The following is a 21,217-nucleotide window of genomic DNA, read 5'->3' on the forward strand; positions in this document are numbered from 1 at the left end:
GGCGATGTTTCCGATGATGATGACATCTTTTCACAAAGTCTTCATGAAAAAAATGATGACGTTTAACTTTAGGCTCAAACTTAATGACAGTCACCTTAATAATCTTCTTAGTAATGCGTTTTCTTGGCTTAGGAAAATGACAATGACGCGGACGATGTTTAAACATATTCGAATTCGCCTCCAATTCTTTGAGATAGAATATACTATGGAAGCACAGAACAACCGGAAACCAGCATCTGACTATTTATTAAAGGATTGGGCGATTCAATCCCCCTCCTCCAGCTTGATGTCCGGGTCATAGTCCGCCACGATCAGAACGTCCATATGACGTGCTTGACGAAGAATTTGCGGAACGACCGCATCCTTTCCCCAACGGCTGCTTCTGGAGGACTGCCCCACAATTAACTGCGTACCCGTATACCCTTCCACCGGAGTAATCAATATGTCAGCAATCTCTCTCCGACTGGAAACAAGCCGGATTTCGAAGGTTCCTCCCAGACGGTGGGTTAGCATTTTCAACTGTTCCACCCGGGAATTTAACTTCTCCGGAATGCTTATACCGACATGAACATAGGTCACGATCCACACCGCCTTCAGACGAAAAGCAATACGAAAGCCGCGTCGAATCAGTCTTTCAGCATTATTACTGAGCGTAACCCCTACGAAGATTACTTCCTCTCTACGCCACGGCCCTCTAAGCGATTCGTGCCGATCCCAGGATTCCAGCCGTTCGTCTACATCATCTGCCAATTCCCGCAAAGCAAGCTCCCGCAGGGCAATCAGATTACCTAATTTAAAAAAATGGCTAAGCGCCTGCTCCACTTTGGCAGGATCGTATATTTTGCCATCACGCATACGCTGCTGCAATGATTTGGGAGCCACATCAATGAGCTGTACCTCATCGGCCAGCCGCATCATACGGTCGGGAACCGTCTCCCTCACCCGAATGCCGGTAATCTGCTCGACCGCATCATTCAGGCTTTCCAGGTGCTGTACATTCATTGTAGAAATGACAGAAATCCCTTGATCCAAAATCATCAATACATCCTCATAGCGTTTGGATCTCGAACTGCCGGGAACATTGGTATGTGCCAGTTCGTCAATTAGGACCACCTCGGGATTACGCCTGAGAATCGCTTCCGTGTCCATTTCCTCCAAATATACGCCATGACGCTCGATAATCTGACGGGAAACGGTATCCAGCGAGCCTACTTGTGCCAGCGTTTCCGCCCTTCCATGCGTTTCCAGCAGTCCGATAACTACATCAATCCCGCTTGTCAGCAGATCATTTCCCTCTCTGAGCATCGTGTACGTCTTGCCGACACCGGGAGCGGCACCAATATATACCTTGAGCTTGCCACGCCGGATTTTGGCAGCCTCAGCCTGCGCTTCCTCGTCGCTCAGACGATGGTATGGATCATTGTCTTCTTCCTGCCTCATCGTCGGCAAAATACGTTCACCCTCCTGCTCGGCGCGGTCGGCAATAAGCAGCAGGTCCATATTTTTCATCCGCTTAAAAATCCCGTTTACCAGCGAACCTCTAACCAGCTCCTGCCACCGGGTCTGCCGGGAATGTCCCATAACGATCCGGGTAACATTACGCGCCACTGCATAATGGATAAGCTGCCGAGGCAATCTTCTGCGGGAAATGAGCGGGATTTCTTCAAATTCCGATCCTACCTTTTCAACCAGTTGCTCAATCGAGCGCTTGAAGGCCGCCGATTCCTTGGACAGCTTGCGCTTCGGATCGACAAAGGAGGCCACCAGCATATCTCCACCCAGCCGCTTGGCGACCTGCTCTCCCCTGCGTACATATATGGACCCGTTCCAGTGATACTGGACAGGCACCAAAATACGCTCTGCGGCTCCTGACGCCCCGTGCAGACCCAATTCCTCCCGATGCCGCTCCAGCGAATCGTTCACATCCTCCGCCACCAATCGCAGAGCCAGCTCACGCAGCTTACCCAGATTCCCCCGGTGAAACATCTCAGGATTGGGCGCATACATGTATCCTTTCGCCAGCCGCTCCAAAATCGTTTCCGGTGTAACATCAATCAGACGAATTTCATCCGCCAACTCCAGCGTATCGACAGGAACTGTATATTCCGCTTCTATCCCTGTTAGCTGATAAACCCACTCCGTAATTCCTTCCAGCTCATAGACATTGACTGTCGTAATTACACTAATCCCCAGCTCCAGCAGATATTGAATATCCTCCAGCCGCGTTGGAAATGGGGCGCCTTCCCGGTTGCGATGTGCCAAATGATCCACCAGCACCACCTCGGGATTGCGTTCCTCCAGTGCTTTCAGATTTAAATCCTTCTGCTCTATCCCATCCTGAACCCAATGGATACTGGGTATCCGCTCCAGCGTGCCCACCTGCTCCACCGTCTCGCGCCGCTGCATGGTCGACACTGCACAAATCACAACGTCGATACCTTCATGCTGAAGCGATTGTCCTTCCTGAAGCATATGATACGTTTTGCCCGATCCACTGACCGCTCCAATGTATATTTTGAGTCTGCCCCGATGCAGTTTGTTAATGGAATCCAATATTTCCTCTGGTGATTTACGTTTAAAGCTCTCCATCTTCGTGCCTCCCTGCAACGTGACAGATCGTTCCGTCCGTTCTTGTATCGCTGTAATGAATGTACTCCCGTGTCCCCAACAATTCAAGACGATCCGCTCCAGCTTGCGCCAAATAAGCCACACAGGGCAGCATACGCGCAAAAAAACGCGCATTCAGGCATTTTCTACCTGTCTGCACGCTATTTTAGGCACTCATAGATGATCGCTTTCTGCGAATTACTTGCTGTCTTCACGAACCAGTCCTCGTTGCTGGAACAACTTTTGCCACACCACCCCATGGGACGGGGATAAGAGAAAGGCCAATAACAGCAGCAAACCCGATACACACAGCATACATGCGGCAATAGAGGCATCCAGTACACTTGCTGTGTAAAAGCCTGCTACCGAACTGATCGCCCCCAACCCGACGCTGTACACAATCATACGGGATAGCTTCTCCGTAAGCAGATAAGCCGTAAGAGGCGGTACCACGAGCATTCCGACCACCAGAATCGCACCCACGCTCTCAAACGATGCCACCGTCGTAAGCGAGACGAGACTCATCAGCAGATAGTGAAAAAAAACAACCGGAATACCTACCGAAGCCGCCAGTGCGGGATCAAAGGAAGTGATTTTAAATTGCTTAAAAAATACACCTACCACGAGCAAATTAATCAAAAACATCGCACCCGTAATCCACACCGCTCTCGGACCGACATCTACGCCGGCAATCTCCAGCGTATTCCATGGCACATATGCAATCTCACCATATAGCACGTGATCCATATCCAGATGGACATCGGAAGCAAACACGCTAACCAGCAGAACACCTATGGCAAACAATGTCGTAAACACCACACCAATGGCGGCGTCACTTTGCAGACCGCTTTGCTGGAACAACTGAATCAGATACACCGTCAGGAGTCCCAATACCGCTGCACCAAACATCATCCACACCGAATCCCTGGACCCGCTGATCAAAAAGGCAATGACAATCCCCGGCAACACGGCATGGCTGATGGCATCACCAATCATGGCCATTTTTCGTAGCACGAGAAAACAACCGACAATGCTGCATCCCCCTGCCACTAACATTCCAGTCAAGATCACGTAAAATGTACTCACAGGGCACGCTCCTTTCCCGGCTGCGTCCCGATTGCCTGCTCCAGATTATTTCTGACGTTCCACCGAACGATAGCTTTGGAAATCATTCCACGCTGCGGCGCAAAAATCAGGCTCATACCGAACACGACAGTCGCACACAGCACACACAACGGCCCTGTGGGCAGATTTTGCCCCAGAGAACTAATGACCGTTCCACCGAAGCCCGCTATAGCACCAAACAAACCCGATAGACACACCATGACACCCAGCTTCTCCGTCCAGTATCTTGCAGACACCGCGGGTGTAATCAACAAGGCCGCCATCATGATGACACCCACCGCCTGAATACCGGCAACCACCGCAATAACAATCAGCAGCATCAACAGCTTATCCAGCAAGCCTGCCGGAAAACCAAGTCCACGGGCAAAGCCGGGATCAAAGCTAAGCAGCTTAAATTCCTTGAAGAACAATATACAGATCCCGATCAGTACCACCGAAATGGCCGCCATCGTGTAAACATCAGACAATACCATCGCCGCTGCCTGACCAAACAGAAATTTATCCAGCCCGCTCTGATTCCCCGCCCCGCTGTGCTGGATTTCCGTCAAGAGCATAATGCCAAAGCCGAAAAATACAGACAGCACCGCTGCAATCGCCGAATCGCTTTTGATTCGTGAGTACCGGGTCAGCGCACTGATGGCAAAGGTCGCAACAATCCCTGCAATGGCGGCCCCGATCATAAATCCAAATACGGATTTTGTGCCCGTTATCATAAACGCTACACATACCCCCGGCAAAGCCGCATGTGCCAAGGCATCCCCCATGAGCGACTGCTTGCGCAAATACATAAAGCTGCCAATCACGCCGCTGCTTAAACCGAGCAAGATGCAGCCCAGCAAAATCCACTGCATATTCGGATCGGTCAAAAGCGTAGCCAAACTTGTCATACCGCTCACCTCACTCCGAGTATCGTGCCGGAATCCGGGCCTGTTTTGAGTATACTCAGACGTCCGCCATATGTACGTTGCAGATTTTCCTCGGTGAAAATATCTGCCGTCTCTCCGAACGCCATCAGATGCCCGTTCAGCAGCATGACCTGATCAAAATATTCTGTGACCGTAGACAAATCATGATGAACGACAAGTACGGTTTTTCCTTGCCGCTTCAGGTCTGTGAGCAATGAAATAATGGCTTTTTCTGTTGCAGCGTCTACACCTACAAACGGTTCATCCATAAAATAAAGCTGAGCATCCTGCGCAAGTGCTCTGGCCAAAAAAACACGTTGCTGCTGCCCGCCGGATAACTGACTGATCTGCCTGTCCGCATAGTCGCTCATGCCTACCTTGTCCAGACTTTCCAGCGCAGCCTGACGATCAGCGGCTCCCGGCCGCTTGAACCAGCCGAGTCTGCCGTATCGCCCCATCATGACCACATCCAGCGCGTTCGTCGGAAAATCCCAATCTACCGACTCACGTTGCGGCACATAACCAACCTTGAGCAATTGCTGTTTATAAGGCTTGCCGTAAACCAACACCTCGCCCCTGAGCTTTGGTATTAGCCCCAGCGCAGCCTTGATCAGCGTGGACTTCCCAGCCCCGTTCGGACCGATAATACCAATCAGCTTGCCTTCCGGCACCTCGAAGGAAACGTCAAGCAGAACGGGCTTTTTTTGATAAGCTACAGATAAATCACGAACCACAAGCGGTGAATACCTCATGTGTTGCCTCCTCCTTTAATTAAGAGCTTTAACAATCGTATTGACGTTATGCTTGACCATTCCAATATACGTACCGTCCTCCGTGCCTTCTTCACCCATCGCATCCGAATACAACTCGCCGCCAACCTTGATCGTATGATCCTGCTGAGCCGCTCCCTGAATGACCGCATCTATGGCCTTTCTCGGAACGCTGGATTCTACGAAAATAGCCTTTATTTTATGTTCAACCAAATAATCACGCAGCTTGGTCACATCCTGAGAGCCCGCTTCTGATTCTGTACTCATTCCTTGAAGCCCTTTCACTTGAATGTCGTATGCATCTCCGAAATAGCCAAAAGCATCATGGGCCGTGACGAGCACGCGCTGGGCTTCCGGTATACTGGAAATCTGCTCCCGCGTGTAATCATCCAGCTTCCGCAGCTCAGCGAGATAGGCTTCTGCATTGGCCTTATAATCCTCCACATGAGCAGCATCCAGCGTCGACAATTCATCTCTGACGGTTTCTACCGCAGACATCCAGTTTTGTACGTTAAACCAGATATGCGGATCATGCTCCGACCCCATTTCCGGGCTACCTGAGCGCAACTGATCCTGAGCAATATTTTTGGATACAGGTACGACAGGTTTTTGCTTGCCGATCTTCTCCAAAATGTCCTGCATTTTTCCTTCCAGATGCAACCCGTTATAAAAAATAATATCTGCCTGATCCAGTTTGCGCATATCTCCCTGAGAAGCCTTGTACAAATGCGGGTCAACGCCTGATCTCATAATGCCTGTGACCTCCACATGATTACCGCCTACCTTGCCGACAATATCATAAATCATGCCAATAGTAGCTGTGGCCTTTATTTTTTGCCCCGCCTCCCCGGCAGCTCCCTGCTCCGCCTTCTTACCATTAGTACATGCACTTGCTGCAACTAAAATCAGGAACAATGTCCCTGCAATCAAAGCCCAACGCGGTACAGCCGCCTTAAACTGTTTATTCATATTTCTACATCCTCCTCTATTTATATGTATTTGGGACAAACTATTTCATGATGTCAATTATTTTTTCCTAATACTATATTTTAGAGTATACACTAAAATGTTTCCCCAAGGAAACATTTTAAATATAAAAATCTATTTATACTGTCAGCTCGTTCGATTTTAGCTCTCGGAATGTGTAGTATATAGAAGATATCCAATCGTTAAATAAAAGAACATATATAAAGCAGGTGAAGATCATGGAGCAAACAGGATACGACCCTTACCGGGACAAGCATCAACAAAATCGAACACGGAAAATGCTGCTCATTTTTGTGTTGCTGTGCTGTCTGATCCCTCTCACTTCCTGTGCACGTGGGGATGTCCATGTAGACGTTCATCTGGATCAGAGCGTGGATATGGATGCTTCGTTCAGTGTGAACAATCAGACGCTGTTGATGCTGGATAATCCAGGACTGCTGGACCGCTTGGCCAAGCGGATTCAAGGCAACAATAATCTAAATGTTCAACCAATGTCCGAACAGGGAAGAAAGGGATATCAAATCAAGGGGCACTATCAAGGAGATTGGAGTACAAGCGGAAAAAATCCCATTCTGGGTTTAAATCTACCTGAGGGATTAGAATTTAAAAGAGCTGTGACTCAACATTTTTTCACAACGAATGTTGATCTTACGATGAAGCTCGATCTGCCACGAATGCTTCCTGAAGAAGCTCGGGGACTGAGTGACAAATTGGAGCAAATGAATGTGTTCGCACGCAAAATACTGGAGCGGCAGCTTGATCTTAATTTTAGCCTGTCCTTACCGATCCAGCCTGCTGCCAGCAATGCTGACAGTGTTTCGGCAGACGGGAAGATACTACATTGGGATATTGCCCCATTAGAGCCTAATGAGCTAAAGCTATCCGTCAACGTACCCAATGTGCGTCATATCATATATGTAGCCGTTGCGGGCCTGATCCTCATTGCGGCAATTGTGATATGGCTGATCCGTCGTCATCGCTCCAAAAAGGGCTCTAATAAGGAAGCTGCTCCTCCGAAACCTGAATCCTGAACAGTTAAAAAAATCGTTGCCTCATTTCTGGTGGGGGGATCTGACATTGATCCTCCTCATCCTTGCCAAACCAGCGGTATCGGTTACGTGCCACCCAGCTATAGACTGCATTGCGTATAAAGCGGGGGACGAGGATGAAGACATAGGCCAGCGGATATGGAAAACGAAGATGTCTGGCAATCCGCAGAGCTGCGGTTGACCTCGTGTAATACATACCGCCTTCAATTAGTACGAACGTATCCAGCTTATCCGTTGACAATCCTCCTGCACGCAATAGTTTTTGTCCCTGCTCGGATTGCAAGGAACCAAAATGAAACGTCCCCTTCGGGTCACGCTTAATAATGAAGCGGGCCGCCCCCTGACAAAAATGGCATACACCATCCACCAACACAATTGAATAATCTTGCTGAGAAGGATTTTGATAAGCATCGTCAGATTGCTTCATAAATGCATTTCACCTCCAGGAAATAAACAACAGAATACAATCAGCGATATAAGTATAAACAAAAAAACGCCGAAATCATCCGACGCTTGTTTAGCAATGTATAGGCTTTTACCTGTTTTGAGAACTAGCTCAATGCTTTCTCAAACAGTTGTTTCGATTTAATTTGCTCTAAAAACTCATCATGGAACTTATCCATACACTTGCAGATAAAATCCTTATGACATACCGGGCAAGGCGTCGTTAGCAATCGACTGATATTCGTCAAGATCCACTCCGGATTACGTTGAGAAAAAACGCGGCACTCCGTTCCATCGGCCAAACTCATTTTAAACTCATAAAGCCTTTCTTTTTCGTTACTGCCAGCCAGCGTGAAATTAACAATATTCGGTCTGTAAGACATCATATCACCCGTATTTTTCAAATTTGTTTCGTACCTGATGACCAGAATCACCTAAGCCATCTTAATGAATTTTGGCGATGATGTCAAATGGTCGCGGATCTCGGCGAATCAAGGTCTATATGCAAAAGCCGCCGATCAATCAGCGGCTGGAACATAGAGATGATGTGTTTCGTGATCAAATGACGTTCAGCTCAACGTCAATGTTGCCGCGAGTCGCTTTGGAGTATGGACAAAAATCATGCGCCTGACGTGCCAAATCTTCGGCCTGGGAACGCTCAACACCCGGTATTTTCACGTCCAGACGCACCGCCAATTGGAAGCCGCCGTCGCTCGGGTCCTTGCCGATGGACACGTGGCTGGTGACCTCAACATGATCCACCTTTACCTTGGCTTTGCGGGCTACATTAGCCAGTGCGCTCTCATAACAGGCACCATAGCCTGCCGCAAACAATTGCTCCGGATTCGTAGCCCCTCCACCTGCGCCACCCAATTCCTTCGGCGTACTGAGCTTATGCTTCAAAACTCCGTCCGAGGAAGCGACAGAACCGTCTCTTCCACCATGTACCGTTGCTGATGCTGTGTATAATGCTTCCATGATTTCATCTCTCCTTCTTTTATGTTTTACATTCTGCTGGGATCATCGTCATATTAATGATGATTTCCTTCTCGTATGTACTTTAAACGAACCACACAAAATGAATCATTTGAAATATGGATGAAGGGAAAGCTTGGTTTTTTCATTATATCTATAAAGTAAGAATAATTTGCTTGGCCACACAAAAGTTGTACTAGACAAAAACTATTGTGGGTGTACAATATGGATAAGGCAATCGTTATGTCACTAATAATATATTTCAACATGGATAAAGAAGGTGAAGCGTATGGAAAATACAAAAGGTAACTTGGCGGAAATCGCTTCACTTTCGGAAGTGAATCGTTCCTTGAACGTCCCGAAGGACGGCACCTGGTTTCGAAAATTCCTCGCCTTTGCCGGACCCGGCTATATGGTCGCTGTCGGCTATATGGACCCCGGCAACTGGGCTACAGACATTGCAGGCGGATCGCAATTTGGCTATACACTGCTCAGTGTCATTCTGATCTCTAATCTGATGGCCATCTTGCTGCAGGCCTTATCCGGCAAGCTCGGCATTGCCACAGGCAAAGATTTGGCTCAGATGTGCCGCGAAGCCTATAGTCGCCCGGTGGCGATCGGCTTGTGGCTTTTATGCGAAATCGCCATTGCAGCCATGGATCTGGCCGAGGTCATCGGTTCAGCCATTGCACTAAAGCTGCTGTTCGGCATACCCCTATTGTACGGTGTCCTGATTACTGCATTCGATGTCATGCTCATTTTATTGCTGCAAAACAAAGGTTTTCGTGCTTTGGAAACGCTGGTCATTGTACTCATGGCGACGATTGCTGGCTGCTTTGGCATCAATCTCATTTTGGCCCAGCCGCAATGGAGCGGCGTGTTAGGTGGCTTTGTGCCGGACTCGCAAATCTTGACCAACCCAAGCATGCTGTATATCGCCATTGGTATTATGGGTGCTACCGTGATGCCCCATAACCTGTACCTGCATTCGTCCATCGTACAAACTCGTAAATTCGAGCAGACGTCAGCAGGCAAACGGGAGGCTATCAAATTCGCGACATGGGATTCGAGTATAGCACTCATGTTCGCCCTGTTTATCAATGCCGCCATTCTGATCGTGGCCGCAGCTGTGTTCCATACAGCAGGAAAAACCGATGTGGCGGAAATCAGCGATGCTTACTATCTGCTGTCGCCATTGCTCGGAACCACACTCGCGAGTATCCTGTTCGGGGTGGCGCTTCTCGCTTCCGGTCAAAATTCAACCATAACCGGTACCTTAGCTGGGCAAATCGTCATGGAGGGCTTTCTCAGCCTTCGTCTCGCGCCTTGGCTGCGCCGTCTCGTGACCCGACTCATCGCTATCATTCCAGCGGTGATCGTCACAGCAATCGCGGGTGAAAAAGGTGCCGAAGAATTGCTCGTGCTAAGTCAGGTCATTCTGTCCATCCAGCTTCCCTTTGCCATCATCCCGTTGCTGATCTTCACCAGCGACAAAAAGCGTATGGGTGAGTTTGCGAACAAAACATGGCAAAAAGTATTAGCCTGGATCGTGACCGCCGTCATCATTGTTTTGAATGTGGTGCTCATCGTTCAAATGATTTCAGGTCATTGAGAGATAAGCAACACTTTAAAATCAAGAAAAAGGTATCTCACTAGCCCAAATGGCTGCGGGATACCTTTTTTTAATCACTCTATTCCAACCTCTAGACTTACCGCTTGGCAGGCTGTACCTGCGTTTGGGCTTCAAGCGCGAGGTTCAGCTTGAGCACGTTCACACGTGGTTCACCGAACACCCCGGCACTGCGGCCTTCGGTCTGATCCTGCACCAGTACCTTCAGCTTATCCTGCGCAATACCCGTCAAGCCGCTAATACGCGGGATCTGAGCCAATGCCGCCTGTGGCGAGATATGCGGGTCCAGACCGGAGCCGGAGTTCGTAATCAGGTCCATCGGAACCTGACTGATCGGTACATCCGGGTTATTTTTTTGCCAATCCGCTATGGAATCCTTGACCCGCTGTATCAAGGCCGGATTGGACGGTGCGTAGTTACTAGAGCCTGAACCGGCCCCATTATAATCTATGCTCGATACCCGCCCCTGAAAAAACGCCGGATTGGCAAAGGACTGCCCGATCAGCTCGGAGCCGACTACCTGACCCTCGGCATTACGAAGCATACTGCCATTCGCCTGCTGCGGAAACAATACCTGTGCCACGCCCGTGCTAACCAGCGGATAAGCGAGGCCGCAAAGGAGGATCATCAGTACCGAGGTGCGCAAGGCTACTCCTATAATGGTGCCTCCCCGCATCTCTTCTCTCTCCGGCTGTCCATTCGGCACAGCCCCTGTCTCTGGACGCTTGTTATTCCCCTGCCGGGCAGACCCGGCTTTTTCGTGGGCAGCAAATCTGCGTCCAGACATCATCCGATAAAAGCCACTCATGTTGCTCACCCTTTCCGCTTCCATTCAGTATCCAAAATGCACACCTTCACAGGCTGCGTTAAATCCACAAATGCACCAGCAAATCAATGGCTTTAATGCCGACAAACGGCACCACCATACCGCCCAAACCGTAAATCAGCAAATTCCGTCCCAGCAGGCGATCCGAGCTCATGGGCTTATACTTCACGCCCTTCATTGCCAGCGGGATCAGAAGCGGAATAATAACAGCATTAAAGATCAGCGCCGACAAAATAGCGGACAACGGAGAGCCAAGCCCCATCACGTTTAATGCGCTCATTTGCGGAATCGCCAGCATGAACATCGCCGGAATAATGGCAAAATATTTGGCAACATCGTTCGCGATACTGAATGTCGTCAAAGCACCGCGTGTCATGAGTAACTGCTTTCCGATAGCGACCACTTCAATAATTTTGGACGGATCGGAATCCAGATCCACCATATTGGCGGCTTCCTTGGCTGCGACCGTGCCACTATTCATGGCAAGCCCAACGTCAGCCTGCGCCAGCGCAGGAGCATCATTCGTACCGTCTCCGGTCATGGCAACCAGCTTGCCCAGCTCCTGCTCACGACGAATAACCGCGATCTTATCCTCCGGCTTACTTTCAGCCACAAAATCATCCACACCCGCTTCTCGCGCAATCGTCGCAGCAGTCAGCGGATTATCCCCGGTACACATGATCGTACGGATACCCATTTCCCGGAGCTGATCGAACCGCTTCTTCATGCCCGGCTTCACCGTGTCCTTCAAATAAATAATGCCATACATCTGATCATCCAGCGCGACAGCCAGCGGCGTACCTCCTTCAGAGGCCACCTGATTCGCTTTTTCCTCCAGATCGGCTGGGACGCTACCGTTTTGCGATAGTACCCACTGCCGGACAGAGTCCACCGCGCCCTTACGTACCTTTCGTCCATCGGCCAGATCCAGACCACTCATCCGGGTTTCCGCCTTGAACTCGATAAAGGTCCCTCCTGCTGCCAAGGATTCATCCAGTGTGTACTCCTGCTTGCGCATCAACTCCAGAACTGAGCGCCCCTCGGGCGTCTCATCCTTCATCGAGCTCATCGCAGCCCACTTTACTAACTCTGTTTCCTCTACGCCCCCTACAGGCACGAATTGGCTCGCCATCCGGTTACCGAAGGTAATTGTACCCGTTTTGTCCAGAATCATTGTATTGATGTCTCCAGATGCTTCTACCGCCTTGCCTGACATCGCCAGCACGTTAAACTGGGTGACCCGGTCCATACCGGCAATCCCGATGGCTGACAGCAGTCCTCCAATCGTCGTCGGAATCAGACAGACTAGTAACGAGATCAGCACGGGAACAGGCAGGTCAATGTTAAAATGACGGGCAATCGGTGCCAGTGTCACTACCACGATCAGAAAAATAACCGTTAAGCTGATCAGCAGGGTATTCAGCGCAATTTCGTTCGGCGTCTTTTGCCGCTGTGCGCCTTCCACGAGCGAAATCATTTTATCAATGAACGTCTCGCCCGGTTCTGTCGTAATCCGGACCTTAATCCGGTCACTAACCACACGCGTCCCGCCGGTTACCGAGCAAAAATCACCACCCGATTCCTTGATCACCGGAGCCGATTCTCCCGTAATCGCCGATTCATCCACTGAGGCAAGACCTTCAATCACCTCACCATCGCTCGGAATCATCTCGCCCTGGGACACCATCACAATGTCACCTTTGCGCAGCTCGGTCGAGCTGACCACCTGAATCTCATCCCCGACAAGCTTGTTGGCTTGTGTATCCTGCTTAGATTTTTTCAAAGAGGCAGCCTGTGCTTTACCCCGCCCCTCTGCGAGCGCTTCGGCAAAGTTAGCAAAGAGCAACGTGAATAACAGGATGATAAAAACAGCCAGGTTAAAGCCCATTTCATTACCCGTTCCAAAATAACCGGGAAACAGAAGCATGAGCAGCACAACCAATGTGCCGATCTCCACGACGAACATGACAGGATTTTTCATCATGATCATCGGATTTAATTTCATAAAGCTATCCTTGATCGCATGCCTCAAGATGCTTTTGTCCAGCATGCGTTTGCGTTGTTCCTTCATGATCAAGCACCCCGTTCATCCATTCTCATTTTCTTCTTCATGTTCATCTTCTTCACATGGTCAGAAATTCAGCCACAGGTCCCAATACGATGACGGGCAAGAAGGTCAAAGCACCAATCAGCAGCACAACCCCGATCAGAATCGCCCCAAACAGCTTGTTGTCCGTACGAAGTGTGCCCGTCGTCACTGGAGTCGGTGCTTTGGCATTCAATGAAGCCGCTACAGCTAACAGTGCAACAATCGATACATATCGTCCGAAGAACATAACAATCCCTGTTGTCGTGTTCCAGAATACGTTGTTATCCGCAAGACCTTCAAATCCCGAACCGTTATTAGCCGCAGATGACGCATATTCATATAACACCTGAGTCAACCCGTGATATCCGGGGTTTGTGACCGCATCGTATCCCCAATGACTCATAAAAGCGAGCGCAGTCGGCACCAGAATGAGAAACGGATGTACCAAAATGGCAATTGCGATCAGCTTCATTTCCTTGCCTTCAATTTTCCTGCCCATAAATTCCGGGGTCCTGCCGACCATCAATCCACATATAAACACACCCAGAATCGCATACATCAGCATATTCATCAGCCCGACGCCCTTACCGCCGAAAATGACGTTCAGCATCATTTCACCCAAAGCAGCCATACCGCCCAGCGGGGTCAGCGTATCGTGCATATTATTCACCGAGCCTGTGGTTGCCGCCGTCGTTACTGCCGTGAACAACACCGATTGTCCAATGCCGAAGCGAACCTCTTTCCCTTCCATGCTTCCCTGAGAAGCATCCACACCCAGTGCATGAATCAACGGATTGCCCGTTTTCTCCGACACATACGTAATGGATAGGAAGACGAGGAACAATACCATCATGGAGCTAAAAATAATCCAGCCCTGCTTGCGATTACGGGCGAACAGTCCAAAGGTATACGGCAGCGAAGCCGGCATTACCCACATCGCCAAAATTTCCAGCACATTCGTCCAGGGATTTGGATTTTCAAAAGGATGCGCCGAGTTGGCCCCATAGAAGCCGCCCCCGTTCGTACCCAAATGCTTGATCGATTCCATCGAAGCAACGGGTCCCAAAGCAATCTGCTGCTGTGTTCCGCTTAGCGTCGTGATATCCGCCGTAGGCTGAAGTGTCTGCGGTACTTTCAATCCGACCAGCACCAGCGTAAGTACAAAGGCCAACGGAAGAAAAATCCGTATAATCGCTTTGATAAAATCCTGAAAAAAGTTGCCCATCCCTTCACCGCGCCGCGTCAATCCTCTCATAAAAGCCGCAGCAACCGCAAAACCGGAAGCAGCCGAAGTAAACATCATCATCGTAACGAACGCCATCTGCGTCAGATACGTAAGTCCACTTTCTCCGCTGTAATGCTGGAGATTCGTATTGGTCATAAAGCTGCTCACTGTATTAAAAGCCAGTGACGCTTCCATATTGCCATTTCCAGTCGGATTACCGGGGAGCAGTCCCTGCAAGCGCAGCAGCACATAGCTGATCGCCACAAGCACGACATTCGTAGCAATGAAGCTCATCACGTACGTCGTCCAACGCATGCTCTCCAGCTTTTTCAATCCTATAACCTTATAAATCAGCTTCTCCGTACCGCCAAACACCCGATCCGTCCGATTCGGTTCATTTGAGAATACATGATATATATAGGTGCCCACTGGTTTCACCAAGAGCAGCAATATCACAATCACAATTCCAATTTGCAGCAGCTCCATCATCTATTCCCTCCTTCAAAATGCTTTTGCGTTTGAAACAACAGACGGGGTCATAGCACCAGAGTGCACACGTTTGCGAAAACCCGCTGCCTCTGATGTCTCATCCACGATCTGCTATCCCCCGCCCGCTTGATCCTGTTTAGCTGATTAGAACTTTTCAGGATTCAGGAGTGCGTAGATTAAATACACAAACACAATCGCCGTAAGCGTAAGCACAACCATCATCCTTTTCGCCCTCCTTTGGAGGTCTGCGCATCACACCAGCGTACAAACAGCAGTATCACTCCATAACTCACAGCCATCACGAGCAGCATGTATATATCCATCATGTTCATACCCTCCCGTATCGGTCCTCAGATCGTCATTCTTACACCCTCGTAGAATCACCATACAATGAATTCGAAAATTTTAATTTATATTAGCCATACCGTAAGCGACTATCCGTTCAGCAGAAAACCCACCTCTCCATTCAAAGTGTAGATCACATGGTCTGCTCCCAAACCTCGATAAATCCCTTGAGGATTACAGCCTTGTGTAATGACATAGACCGAATCTGATGTCAGCGGCCGGCATATTTGCAGAAAACGGCACGTCAGATTCAAGCTGTTCTCGAACAAATACACGCAGCCAATTTCTTTTTTGGGAAAATTCCATTTCCCCGCTTGCATCGTATTGATGCGCACAACATGCTCCACACCCATTTTTTTGAGCTGTCGTTCCTCCTGAGCGCTATTTGTAAGAACCGCAAACGCCAGTTTTTTGAACATAAGCAATTTCACAAAATTTCTGCCCGATTCATTCGGTGCAGTGACAATGATTAGCCGACCTTCCATCAGTAGCTCCTCTCCCGGTATAAAAAGACAACAAAAAGAAGCCAAAGGAAAAAGGCTTTCCTCCGGCTTCTTACGTAACCATGATAAAATAAACCATGGCTGCACACGGCGGTTTGTTGCCTCTCCCTGTACGCTTGCGAGGTTAGCTGTCGGATTCGGACGTGAGAGTCGCCCTATTTCTGGCACTTGGCCAGAAAATTCACCCCATGAGACACACGGCCCTTTAAAAGCCGCATACATCTCCTTTGGTTCCCCCGCTTTTGCAACTGCAAAATTCAGCGCTATAGACAATTCGTTGCTGCTTCATTCACTTCATTTGAAATTACGTCTTGAATCATACACCCGCGCAAGGAACACTGTAAAGCTCACCTGCGGGGTTATAAATCGGTCTTTGGAGCATAAAAGATTAATAATAGCGCTTACAACACAAATATCCTTCTCCCAGCTCCTTCAAGCTCGGTTTTTCATCCCTTTTCGAAAATGAAGAGGCATGTCAATATTGGCGTATGGGGAGCATTTTTTGTCCTTTTTTTGTAAAAGAGAAAGAAAAAGCGCTGTATATACCTGATAAACGCCGATTGAACCTGTTTTTACCATGAGAAACACCGCTAATTGACCCATTTGCAGTGCCATTTGCCGTTTTGGACAAAATACGGTTTTACAGCAGCAGACGGCGCATTACATCTATTATAGACTTGCAGCTCTTCGTTAAATTGCTTACAATTTAATTGTAGAATATCAAATTAGGAGGAAAACCATGACCGTTTATAAATATGATGCACAAACCCTGCAAGGGAAAGAAATTCCGTTGTCCACATACGAAGGAAAAGTACTGCTCATCGTGAATACAGCCAGCAAATGCGGGCTAACCCCCCAATACAAGGCGCTACAAGAACTATATGACCAATACCATGAGCAGGGTCTTGAAATCTTAGGGTTTCCCAGCAACCAGTTTGCCAAGCAAGAGCCGGGCTCCAGAGAGGAAATTTCGGAGTTTTGTCAGATCAACTACGGAGTTACATTTCCGATGTTTGCCAAAATAGATGTCAATGGCGATCAGGCGCACCCTTTATTCCGCTACCTCACCCAAACAGCTCCGGGCGTATTAGGCTCCAAAGCGATCAAATGGAATTTTACTAAATTTTTAATTACACGCGAAGGTAACGTATTTAAGCGCTATGCCCCACAGACAGCTCCAGATAAATTGGCGGGGGATATCGAGAAGCTCTTGCAGCAAAGCTGACAGGTCCATCCCTGTTCACAAGCAGCCAATCCCAACGGCTGCTCCTGTGCCTAGGAAAACGGGATATTTTAGTTCAGCTTATATAACAAAAAAAGCATCCAATCACGTCAAAAACGTGTCAGGATGCTTTTTTAACTTGTCTTGCAAGTAATGCGGTCGAGAGGACTCGAACCTCCACGGGCGTACGCCCACTACCCCCTCAAGATAGCGTGTCTGCCATTCCACCACGACCGCAAATTCTAATGTTTTGAGGCAACAGATTTATTATACTCCCTTGTATTCTATTTGTAAACATAAATACAATAATTATTTTTATGTGTTAAATAAACTAACATATAAAAGCTATAAAAATATTTAATTTGACATATCAGCACTATGAGTGTAAATATATATTACATAATATCTCTAAATTTTTTCTGTATCCGTTTTTAAAGTCATTTAATATAACATAAACATTCTACTCCAAGGAGGCGAACCGCATTGCACAAAGGCAATCGTTTGCTGAACTACGCATTGCTGTTGGACCCCTCCCTGCCTGTCGGTGGCTTCACTCGTTCCTACGGGCTGGAGGAGCTGTTTCGTAATGGCCGCTTAACCTGTTTACAAGACCTGGAACACTATGCACGCACTGATCTGCTTCCTCAGTTCACATCCCTCGATGGCATGGCTATCAAAAGCCTTTATATCGCCGTTCAGCAAAATGATGGTTGGCGTATCGCCCTCATTGATAAAATGCTGCACGCCCAGCGCTCTTCCCTACAGCATGTGAAAGAGTCACGCCTATCCGGTCAACGCCTGCTTAAGCTCGCCAAAGCCTTGTACCCTTGGCTTGAATTCGACCAACTCGAAGCTACACTCATCCAATACAATGCGATTGGTACACTTGCAACCGTTCATAGTTGGATTAACGTTTCCCTTGGAAATGATGTAGAGCAGACCATTCACGGCTACCTTGCCGCAGCAGTGTCCTTCTGTGTCGAAGATGCTTCCAAGCTGCTTAATCCCCCTTATGAGGAAAAGAATCCTGTTATTCAGCGAATGACCAACGAGCTTCTAACCGCATGGAAACAATTCAACACCCCAGAGTCTGAGCCAACCGCATTTCAGCGTGGCCTTCTGCATAGGCATTGGTCCAGCCCCTACATTGCTCAGCCACCCTATATGAGCAGCAACCACCAGCGCGGGTGAAATTCACCAATTCCTTCGTCCAGCCCCATTATACGCCTCCAGCATCCCCCTGATGCCTGCTTTCACCATTCCAGCACCAACGACAAAAGCACTCCACCACTTTTTCTAGTGGCAGAGTGCTTTTTTATCCAGAATACAACTGCAATTTCGTACAATTAACAGGCTCCAGATGGATTATCCAGACATTCATCACTTAATTAAGTTATATTTTTATCCGAATTACGTATTTTAGATTGTAAAAACACGTATAAACGTGTATCATGGTTTCAGATGGTTAATTCTAACATGTTTACTGATGATTATTATAACACACCAATTATTCCGCAAGAATCCGTAAGGGGCGATTTCACTTGAACAACAAAATGCCTGTCACCTCCTTCGGGTGGGCCATCAAACAAAGGCTTGTCGAACTTCGGCTGGATCAGAAAACATTTTGTGAAACGCATAACATCCCGCCTTCACGCTTGTCCAATCTGGTTCACGGCACCCGCAAAGCACAAAGGTACAGAAAACAAGTTGCTGCAATCCTCAACATCGACGATAACGATTATAAGGAGGCGCCACCACTCTGAAACCAACGATGTGAGCGTCCCCCCAAGTATACGGCACGCTACAACATCGACAACCCAAATAAACTCGTCAATCGAACCCGCTGGTCCGTTTTACGGGTTTTCAACCTGAGTGATCTTTAGCGAGAAGATCATTCAGGTTGTGTTTTGTCATTCTCACCTTTTTGCTTACGATATTTCGCAAATTCCACATATTCTAATATGAAATTCTGTTCTTCTGTATCCAGATCCTCTGCCTGGCAATTCAATGGCCCCATCACTCCAAAAAAATAAGCAGCCTTCTGCTCCTGAAGTACACCCTGACCAGGCTTGACGCCTTTCATTAACCAATCCAGCGATACATTAAAAAAGTCCGAAATCTGGATTAAATGCATCGTTCCCGGTGTTGTTTTGCCTCTTCTCCAGTCTCCAAGATTCCCCGAGCTGATTTTGAGCTTTTCACAAAACGCCTTCTTCGTCATTCCCCGATCCTTAATCAAAGCTTCAATTCGCTGATAAATCGTTTGGTCTCCCAAAATTATCCCCTCCGACACCCTAACTTTTTCTTGAACTATTCCCAAAATTTCAACCATCATTGCAACCATACTTATTCGGTAATCATTACTTTAATATTCTGCACCCGTTTATTCTGTCGTTGAATCTTCCTGCTTTTTCTCTTTACGAAAGCGGGTAAATTCAATATACTCAAGTATAAAATCCTTTTCCGCCTCACTAAGCGATTCCCCCTGGCAATCCAGTTGCCCTGAAACTCCAAAAAAATAAGGGTCTCTCGACTCCCTCAGCGCCTCACCCTGCACATCGCGCCCCAACATGATCCAATCCAGACTGGCATTAAAAAACGAAGCGATTTCAATGAGTTTATTCGTGCCTGGCGTCGTTTTTCCTCTTTTCCAGTCCCCAAAGTTCCCTGTACTAATACCCAACTGCTCGCAGAACGCTTTTTTTGTCATTCCACGTTCCTTGATAAGTTCTTCAATACGTTGGTAAATAGATTGCATAGAAGTTCCTTCCTCCCCAGCAGACTCTCAAATAACGATATCATGTCCCCTGTTCCCATTTCAAAGATCACGTGTGCCAAAATTGCCGAATTATGTATGTTGGCTTTCATTATACCACAATATGCAACAAAAACCGCCTATTTTCCGAAGAAAATGGCGGCCTCTCAGTCAGCTCGTATACACCCATTACAAAGTATAGTTGTCGATTTTAAGTAGAATCCGCTTCAATTCATTCAAAGTTTCACCCAAGTGCAATAAATCTTCTTCTGGCAGAAGCACCAGTCTCTCTTGAATTTTATTGGAAAAGGCATGAAATACCTGTTCACAAAAAGCATCGCCTTCTTCTGTAATTGCCACGTTCACGACTCTGCGATCCGAGTCACACGACTGGCGGTCAGCCAATCCAAGCTCCACCAGTTTGTCCAGAAGAGGAGTCATGTTCGGGCGTGAGACGTTAAGTTGTTTGGACAAATCAGATACCGTAGACAAACGCACTTCTCGCAGCAACAGTAATGCCTGAAAGTTATTAGGCGACAAATGTAATGGGAAATCGAGCGGACCGTAGGTGAAAAATTTCTTCTTCACCATTGGAAACAAGCCCAAAATATTTTCTGATATATTCCCTAACAGTTGAGTGTCCATATTTTTCACCATCACTTCATCAGTTTATACTTATCATTCTATAACATTATGGCTTTATATTATACTATGAAATCATTATTTCTTCATAATAATTACTTTATTACATTACTGCACAAACAAAAAAAGCCTCTACTACCAGAGACTTTTCCGTTTATTCATTGATGCGGTCGAGAGGACTCGAACCTCCACGAGCATACGCTCACTACCCCCTCAAGATAGCGTGTCTGCCATTCCACCACGACCGCATAATAAAATATAAATGGTGAGCCATGAAGGACTCGAACCTTCGACACCCTGATTAAAAGTCAGGTGCTCTACCAACTGAGCTAATGGCTCATGCTGTTCATCCAAGATGTCCGCCATCAGACTTCACGAATTTCCCTTAAGCATTTAACATGTAGTCCATAAAGACAACAATGACCCGTAGGGGAATCGAACCCCTGTTACCTCCGTGAAAGGGAGGTGTCTTAACCGCTTGACCAACGGGCCGCATTTTTATACACCAACTTGGCGACAAGAACGAGTATATCAAATAGAAGAATGAATGGCAATACTTATTTTTAAAAATTTAAAACAAGTAGTTTACCGAAAATTAAACCGCATTTCCACTTACGTAAATTTGCTTA

The 21,217-nt window shown here is 47.8% G+C and carries 22 protein-coding genes, 4 tRNA genes and 1 riboswitch; of the genes, 5 read left to right on the plus strand and 21 right to left on the minus strand.

Annotated elements, in window-relative coordinates:
• Nucleotides 1-264 precede the first annotated feature (264 nt).
• The 6 genes from QD47_RS03100 to QD47_RS03120 are packed head-to-tail and all read right to left on the minus strand — an operon-like array spanning nucleotide 265 to nucleotide 6,376.
• Entirely contained in the window at nucleotides 265-2,589 is a 2,325-nt protein-coding gene (locus QD47_RS03100; RefSeq protein ID WP_044644735.1) for a histidine kinase, read from the minus strand.
• Nucleotides 2,576-2,767 (minus strand): hypothetical protein, encoded by a 192-nt coding sequence (locus QD47_RS31435; protein ID WP_152643759.1) that lies wholly within the window; start codon nucleotides 2,765-2,767, stop codon nucleotides 2,576-2,578. Before QD47_RS31435 ends, QD47_RS03100 begins: the two co-directional genes overlap by 14 nt.
• Nucleotides 2,768-2,805: 38 nt before the next feature.
• The gene (locus tag QD47_RS03105; protein WP_044644736.1) at nucleotides 2,806-3,693 is read right to left on the minus strand and encodes a metal ABC transporter permease; all 888 of its coding nucleotides are present in this window, start codon (nucleotides 3,691-3,693) and stop codon (nucleotides 2,806-2,808) included.
• Complete coding sequence (locus tag QD47_RS03110; protein WP_044644737.1) at nucleotides 3,690-4,619, minus strand: metal ABC transporter permease; 930 nt, start codon at nucleotides 4,617-4,619, stop codon at nucleotides 3,690-3,692. The genes QD47_RS03105 and QD47_RS03110 overlap by 4 nt, the downstream gene beginning before the upstream one ends.
• Before the next feature lie 5 nt (nucleotides 4,620-4,624).
• Nucleotides 4,625-5,389 carry a metal ABC transporter ATP-binding protein gene (locus QD47_RS03115; RefSeq protein WP_044644738.1) on the minus strand — a complete coding sequence of 255 codons (765 nt, stop codon included), beginning with the start codon at nucleotides 5,387-5,389 and terminating at the stop codon, nucleotides 4,625-4,627.
• A 15-nt stretch (nucleotides 5,390-5,404) separates the two neighbouring features.
• Nucleotides 5,405-6,376 (minus strand): metal ABC transporter solute-binding protein, Zn/Mn family, encoded by a 972-nt coding sequence (locus tag QD47_RS03120; RefSeq protein ID WP_044644739.1) that lies wholly within the window; start codon nucleotides 6,374-6,376, stop codon nucleotides 5,405-5,407.
• Nucleotides 6,377-6,612: 236 nt separating this feature from the next.
• Between QD47_RS03120 and QD47_RS03125 the strand changes: the two genes are divergently transcribed.
• A complete protein-coding gene (locus tag QD47_RS03125) occupies nucleotides 6,613-7,425 on the plus strand; it encodes a DUF3153 domain-containing protein (protein WP_044644740.1) in 813 nt (270 codons plus the stop codon).
• Nucleotides 7,426-7,429: 4 nt separating this feature from the next.
• Here the strand turns inward: QD47_RS03125 and QD47_RS03130 are convergent, their stop codons facing one another.
• From QD47_RS03130 to QD47_RS03140, 3 genes are all read right to left on the minus strand, one after another.
• The gene (locus tag QD47_RS03130; protein ID WP_044644741.1) at nucleotides 7,430-7,870 is read right to left on the minus strand and encodes a thiol-disulfide oxidoreductase DCC family protein; all 441 of its coding nucleotides are present in this window, start codon (nucleotides 7,868-7,870) and stop codon (nucleotides 7,430-7,432) included.
• Nucleotides 7,871-7,994: 124 nt separating this feature from the next.
• Nucleotides 7,995-8,321: a hypothetical protein gene (locus tag QD47_RS03135; protein WP_044644742.1), complete on the minus strand. Its 327-nt coding sequence runs from the start codon at nucleotides 8,319-8,321 to the stop codon at nucleotides 7,995-7,997.
• 124 nt (nucleotides 8,322-8,445) lie between these two features.
• Nucleotides 8,446-8,865, minus strand: a complete 420-nt coding sequence (locus QD47_RS03140; RefSeq protein ID WP_044644743.1) for an organic hydroperoxide resistance protein — start codon at nucleotides 8,863-8,865, stop codon at nucleotides 8,446-8,448.
• Nucleotides 8,866-9,151: 286 nt separating this feature from the next.
• Between QD47_RS03140 and QD47_RS03145 the strand changes: the two genes are divergently transcribed.
• Nucleotides 9,152-10,474, plus strand: coding sequence for an Nramp family divalent metal transporter (locus QD47_RS03145; RefSeq protein WP_044644744.1), 1,323 nt, complete (start codon nucleotides 9,152-9,154; stop codon nucleotides 10,472-10,474).
• Nucleotides 10,475-10,571: 97 nt separating this feature from the next.
• Here QD47_RS03145 and kdpC read toward each other — a convergent pair whose 3' ends face one another.
• The 5 genes from kdpC to QD47_RS33675 form a co-directional block, all read right to left on the minus strand.
• On the minus strand, nucleotides 10,572-11,300 hold the full coding sequence (gene kdpC / locus QD47_RS03150; RefSeq protein WP_044644745.1) for a potassium-transporting ATPase subunit KdpC: 729 nt from the start codon (nucleotides 11,298-11,300) through the stop codon (nucleotides 10,572-10,574).
• Nucleotides 11,301-11,358: 58 nt separating this feature from the next.
• Nucleotides 11,359-13,389, minus strand: coding sequence for a potassium-transporting ATPase subunit KdpB (kdpB, locus tag QD47_RS03155; protein ID WP_044644746.1), 2,031 nt, complete (start codon nucleotides 13,387-13,389; stop codon nucleotides 11,359-11,361).
• A 52-nt stretch (nucleotides 13,390-13,441) separates the two neighbouring features.
• Nucleotides 13,442-15,118 (minus strand): potassium-transporting ATPase subunit KdpA, encoded by a 1,677-nt coding sequence (kdpA, locus tag QD47_RS03160; protein WP_044644787.1) that lies wholly within the window; start codon nucleotides 15,116-15,118, stop codon nucleotides 13,442-13,444.
• Nucleotides 15,119-15,265: 147 nt separating this feature from the next.
• Nucleotides 15,266-15,343 carry a K(+)-transporting ATPase subunit F gene (gene kdpF, locus QD47_RS34030; protein WP_082067099.1) on the minus strand — a complete coding sequence of 26 codons (78 nt, stop codon included), beginning with the start codon at nucleotides 15,341-15,343 and terminating at the stop codon, nucleotides 15,266-15,268.
• 212 nt (nucleotides 15,344-15,555) lie between these two features.
• Entirely contained in the window at nucleotides 15,556-15,951 is a 396-nt protein-coding gene (locus tag QD47_RS33675; protein WP_044644788.1) for a hypothetical protein, read from the minus strand.
• 115 nt (nucleotides 15,952-16,066) lie between these two features.
• A riboswitch (cyclic di-AMP (ydaO/yuaA leader) is annotated at nucleotides 16,067-16,242 on the minus strand.
• Between the two features lie 466 nt (nucleotides 16,243-16,708).
• Between QD47_RS33675 and QD47_RS03170 the strand changes: the two genes are divergently transcribed.
• Nucleotides 16,709-17,194, plus strand: a complete 486-nt coding sequence (locus QD47_RS03170) for a glutathione peroxidase (RefSeq protein ID WP_044644747.1) — start codon at nucleotides 16,709-16,711, stop codon at nucleotides 17,192-17,194.
• Nucleotides 17,195-17,345: 151 nt separating this feature from the next.
• Here QD47_RS03170 and QD47_RS03175 read toward each other — a convergent pair.
• A tRNA-Leu gene (locus tag QD47_RS03175) sits at nucleotides 17,346-17,428 on the minus strand.
• A gap of 264 nt (nucleotides 17,429-17,692) precedes the next feature.
• Here QD47_RS03175 and QD47_RS03180 point away from each other — a divergent pair.
• Nucleotides 17,693-18,382, plus strand: coding sequence for an urease accessory UreF family protein (locus QD47_RS03180; protein ID WP_044644789.1), 690 nt, complete (start codon nucleotides 17,693-17,695; stop codon nucleotides 18,380-18,382).
• A gap of 350 nt (nucleotides 18,383-18,732) precedes the next feature.
• Entirely contained in the window at nucleotides 18,733-18,954 is a 222-nt protein-coding gene (locus tag QD47_RS03185; protein ID WP_044644748.1) for a hypothetical protein, read from the plus strand.
• Between the two features lie 128 nt (nucleotides 18,955-19,082).
• Here QD47_RS03185 and QD47_RS03190 read toward each other — a convergent pair whose 3' ends face one another.
• The 6 genes from QD47_RS03190 to QD47_RS03215 form a co-directional block, all read right to left on the minus strand.
• Nucleotides 19,083-19,466: a helix-turn-helix domain-containing protein gene (locus tag QD47_RS03190; protein ID WP_044644749.1), complete on the minus strand. Its 384-nt coding sequence runs from the start codon at nucleotides 19,464-19,466 to the stop codon at nucleotides 19,083-19,085.
• Nucleotides 19,467-19,574: 108 nt separating this feature from the next.
• Nucleotides 19,575-19,949 (minus strand): helix-turn-helix domain-containing protein, encoded by a 375-nt coding sequence (locus QD47_RS03195; protein ID WP_044644750.1) that lies wholly within the window; start codon nucleotides 19,947-19,949, stop codon nucleotides 19,575-19,577.
• Nucleotides 19,950-20,135: 186 nt separating this feature from the next.
• Entirely contained in the window at nucleotides 20,136-20,591 is a 456-nt protein-coding gene (locus QD47_RS03200; protein ID WP_044644751.1) for a MarR family winged helix-turn-helix transcriptional regulator, read from the minus strand.
• 162 nt (nucleotides 20,592-20,753) lie between these two features.
• Nucleotides 20,754-20,836 (minus strand) — tRNA-Leu (locus QD47_RS03205).
• Nucleotides 20,837-20,851: 15 nt separating this feature from the next.
• Nucleotides 20,852-20,927: transfer RNA gene (locus tag QD47_RS03210), tRNA-Lys, on the minus strand.
• Between the two features lie 81 nt (nucleotides 20,928-21,008).
• Nucleotides 21,009-21,080: transfer RNA gene (locus tag QD47_RS03215), tRNA-Glu, on the minus strand.
• Nucleotides 21,081-21,217: the final 137 nt, after the last annotated feature.

Origin of the sequence: Paenibacillus terrae, assembly GCF_000943545.1 — a bacterium.
GTDB lineage: Bacteria > Bacillota > Bacilli > Paenibacillales > Paenibacillaceae > Paenibacillus > Paenibacillus terrae_A.

Excerpts from the sequence above, each read along its gene's own strand:
- QD47_RS03100 (WP_044644735.1), bottom strand. The coding sequence starts at position 2,589 with ATGGAGAGCTTTAAACGTAAATCACCAGAGGAAATATTGGATTCCATT.
- QD47_RS03110 (WP_044644737.1), bottom strand. The coding sequence starts at position 4,619 with ATGACAAGTTTGGCTACGCTTTTGACCGATCCGAATATGCAGTGGATT.
- QD47_RS03115 (WP_044644738.1), bottom strand. The coding sequence starts at position 5,389 with ATGAGGTATTCACCGCTTGTGGTTCGTGATTTATCTGTAGCTTATCAA.
- QD47_RS03120 (WP_044644739.1), bottom strand. The coding sequence starts at position 6,376 with ATGAATAAACAGTTTAAGGCGGCTGTACCGCGTTGGGCTTTGATTGCA.
- QD47_RS03125 (WP_044644740.1), top strand. The coding sequence starts at position 6,613 with ATGGAGCAAACAGGATACGACCCTTACCGGGACAAGCATCAACAAAAT.
- QD47_RS03130 (WP_044644741.1), bottom strand. The coding sequence starts at position 7,870 with ATGAAGCAATCTGACGATGCTTATCAAAATCCTTCTCAGCAAGATTAT.
- QD47_RS03140 (WP_044644743.1), bottom strand. The coding sequence starts at position 8,865 with ATGGAAGCATTATACACAGCATCAGCAACGGTACATGGTGGAAGAGAC.
- QD47_RS03145 (WP_044644744.1), top strand. The coding sequence starts at position 9,152 with ATGGAAAATACAAAAGGTAACTTGGCGGAAATCGCTTCACTTTCGGAA.
- kdpC (WP_044644745.1), bottom strand. The coding sequence starts at position 11,300 with ATGAGTGGCTTTTATCGGATGATGTCTGGACGCAGATTTGCTGCCCAC.
- kdpB (WP_044644746.1), bottom strand. The coding sequence starts at position 13,389 with ATGAAGGAACAACGCAAACGCATGCTGGACAAAAGCATCTTGAGGCAT.
- kdpA (WP_044644787.1), bottom strand. The coding sequence starts at position 15,118 with ATGGAGCTGCTGCAAATTGGAATTGTGATTGTGATATTGCTGCTCTTG.
- kdpF (WP_082067099.1), bottom strand. The coding sequence starts at position 15,343 with ATGATGGTTGTGCTTACGCTTACGGCGATTGTGTTTGTGTATTTAATC.
- QD47_RS33675 (WP_044644788.1), bottom strand. The coding sequence starts at position 15,951 with ATGGAAGGTCGGCTAATCATTGTCACTGCACCGAATGAATCGGGCAGA.
- QD47_RS03170 (WP_044644747.1), top strand. The coding sequence starts at position 16,709 with ATGACCGTTTATAAATATGATGCACAAACCCTGCAAGGGAAAGAAATT.
- QD47_RS03195 (WP_044644750.1), bottom strand. The coding sequence starts at position 19,949 with ATGCAATCTATTTACCAACGTATTGAAGAACTTATCAAGGAACGTGGA.
- QD47_RS03200 (WP_044644751.1), bottom strand. The coding sequence starts at position 20,591 with ATGGACACTCAACTGTTAGGGAATATATCAGAAAATATTTTGGGCTTG.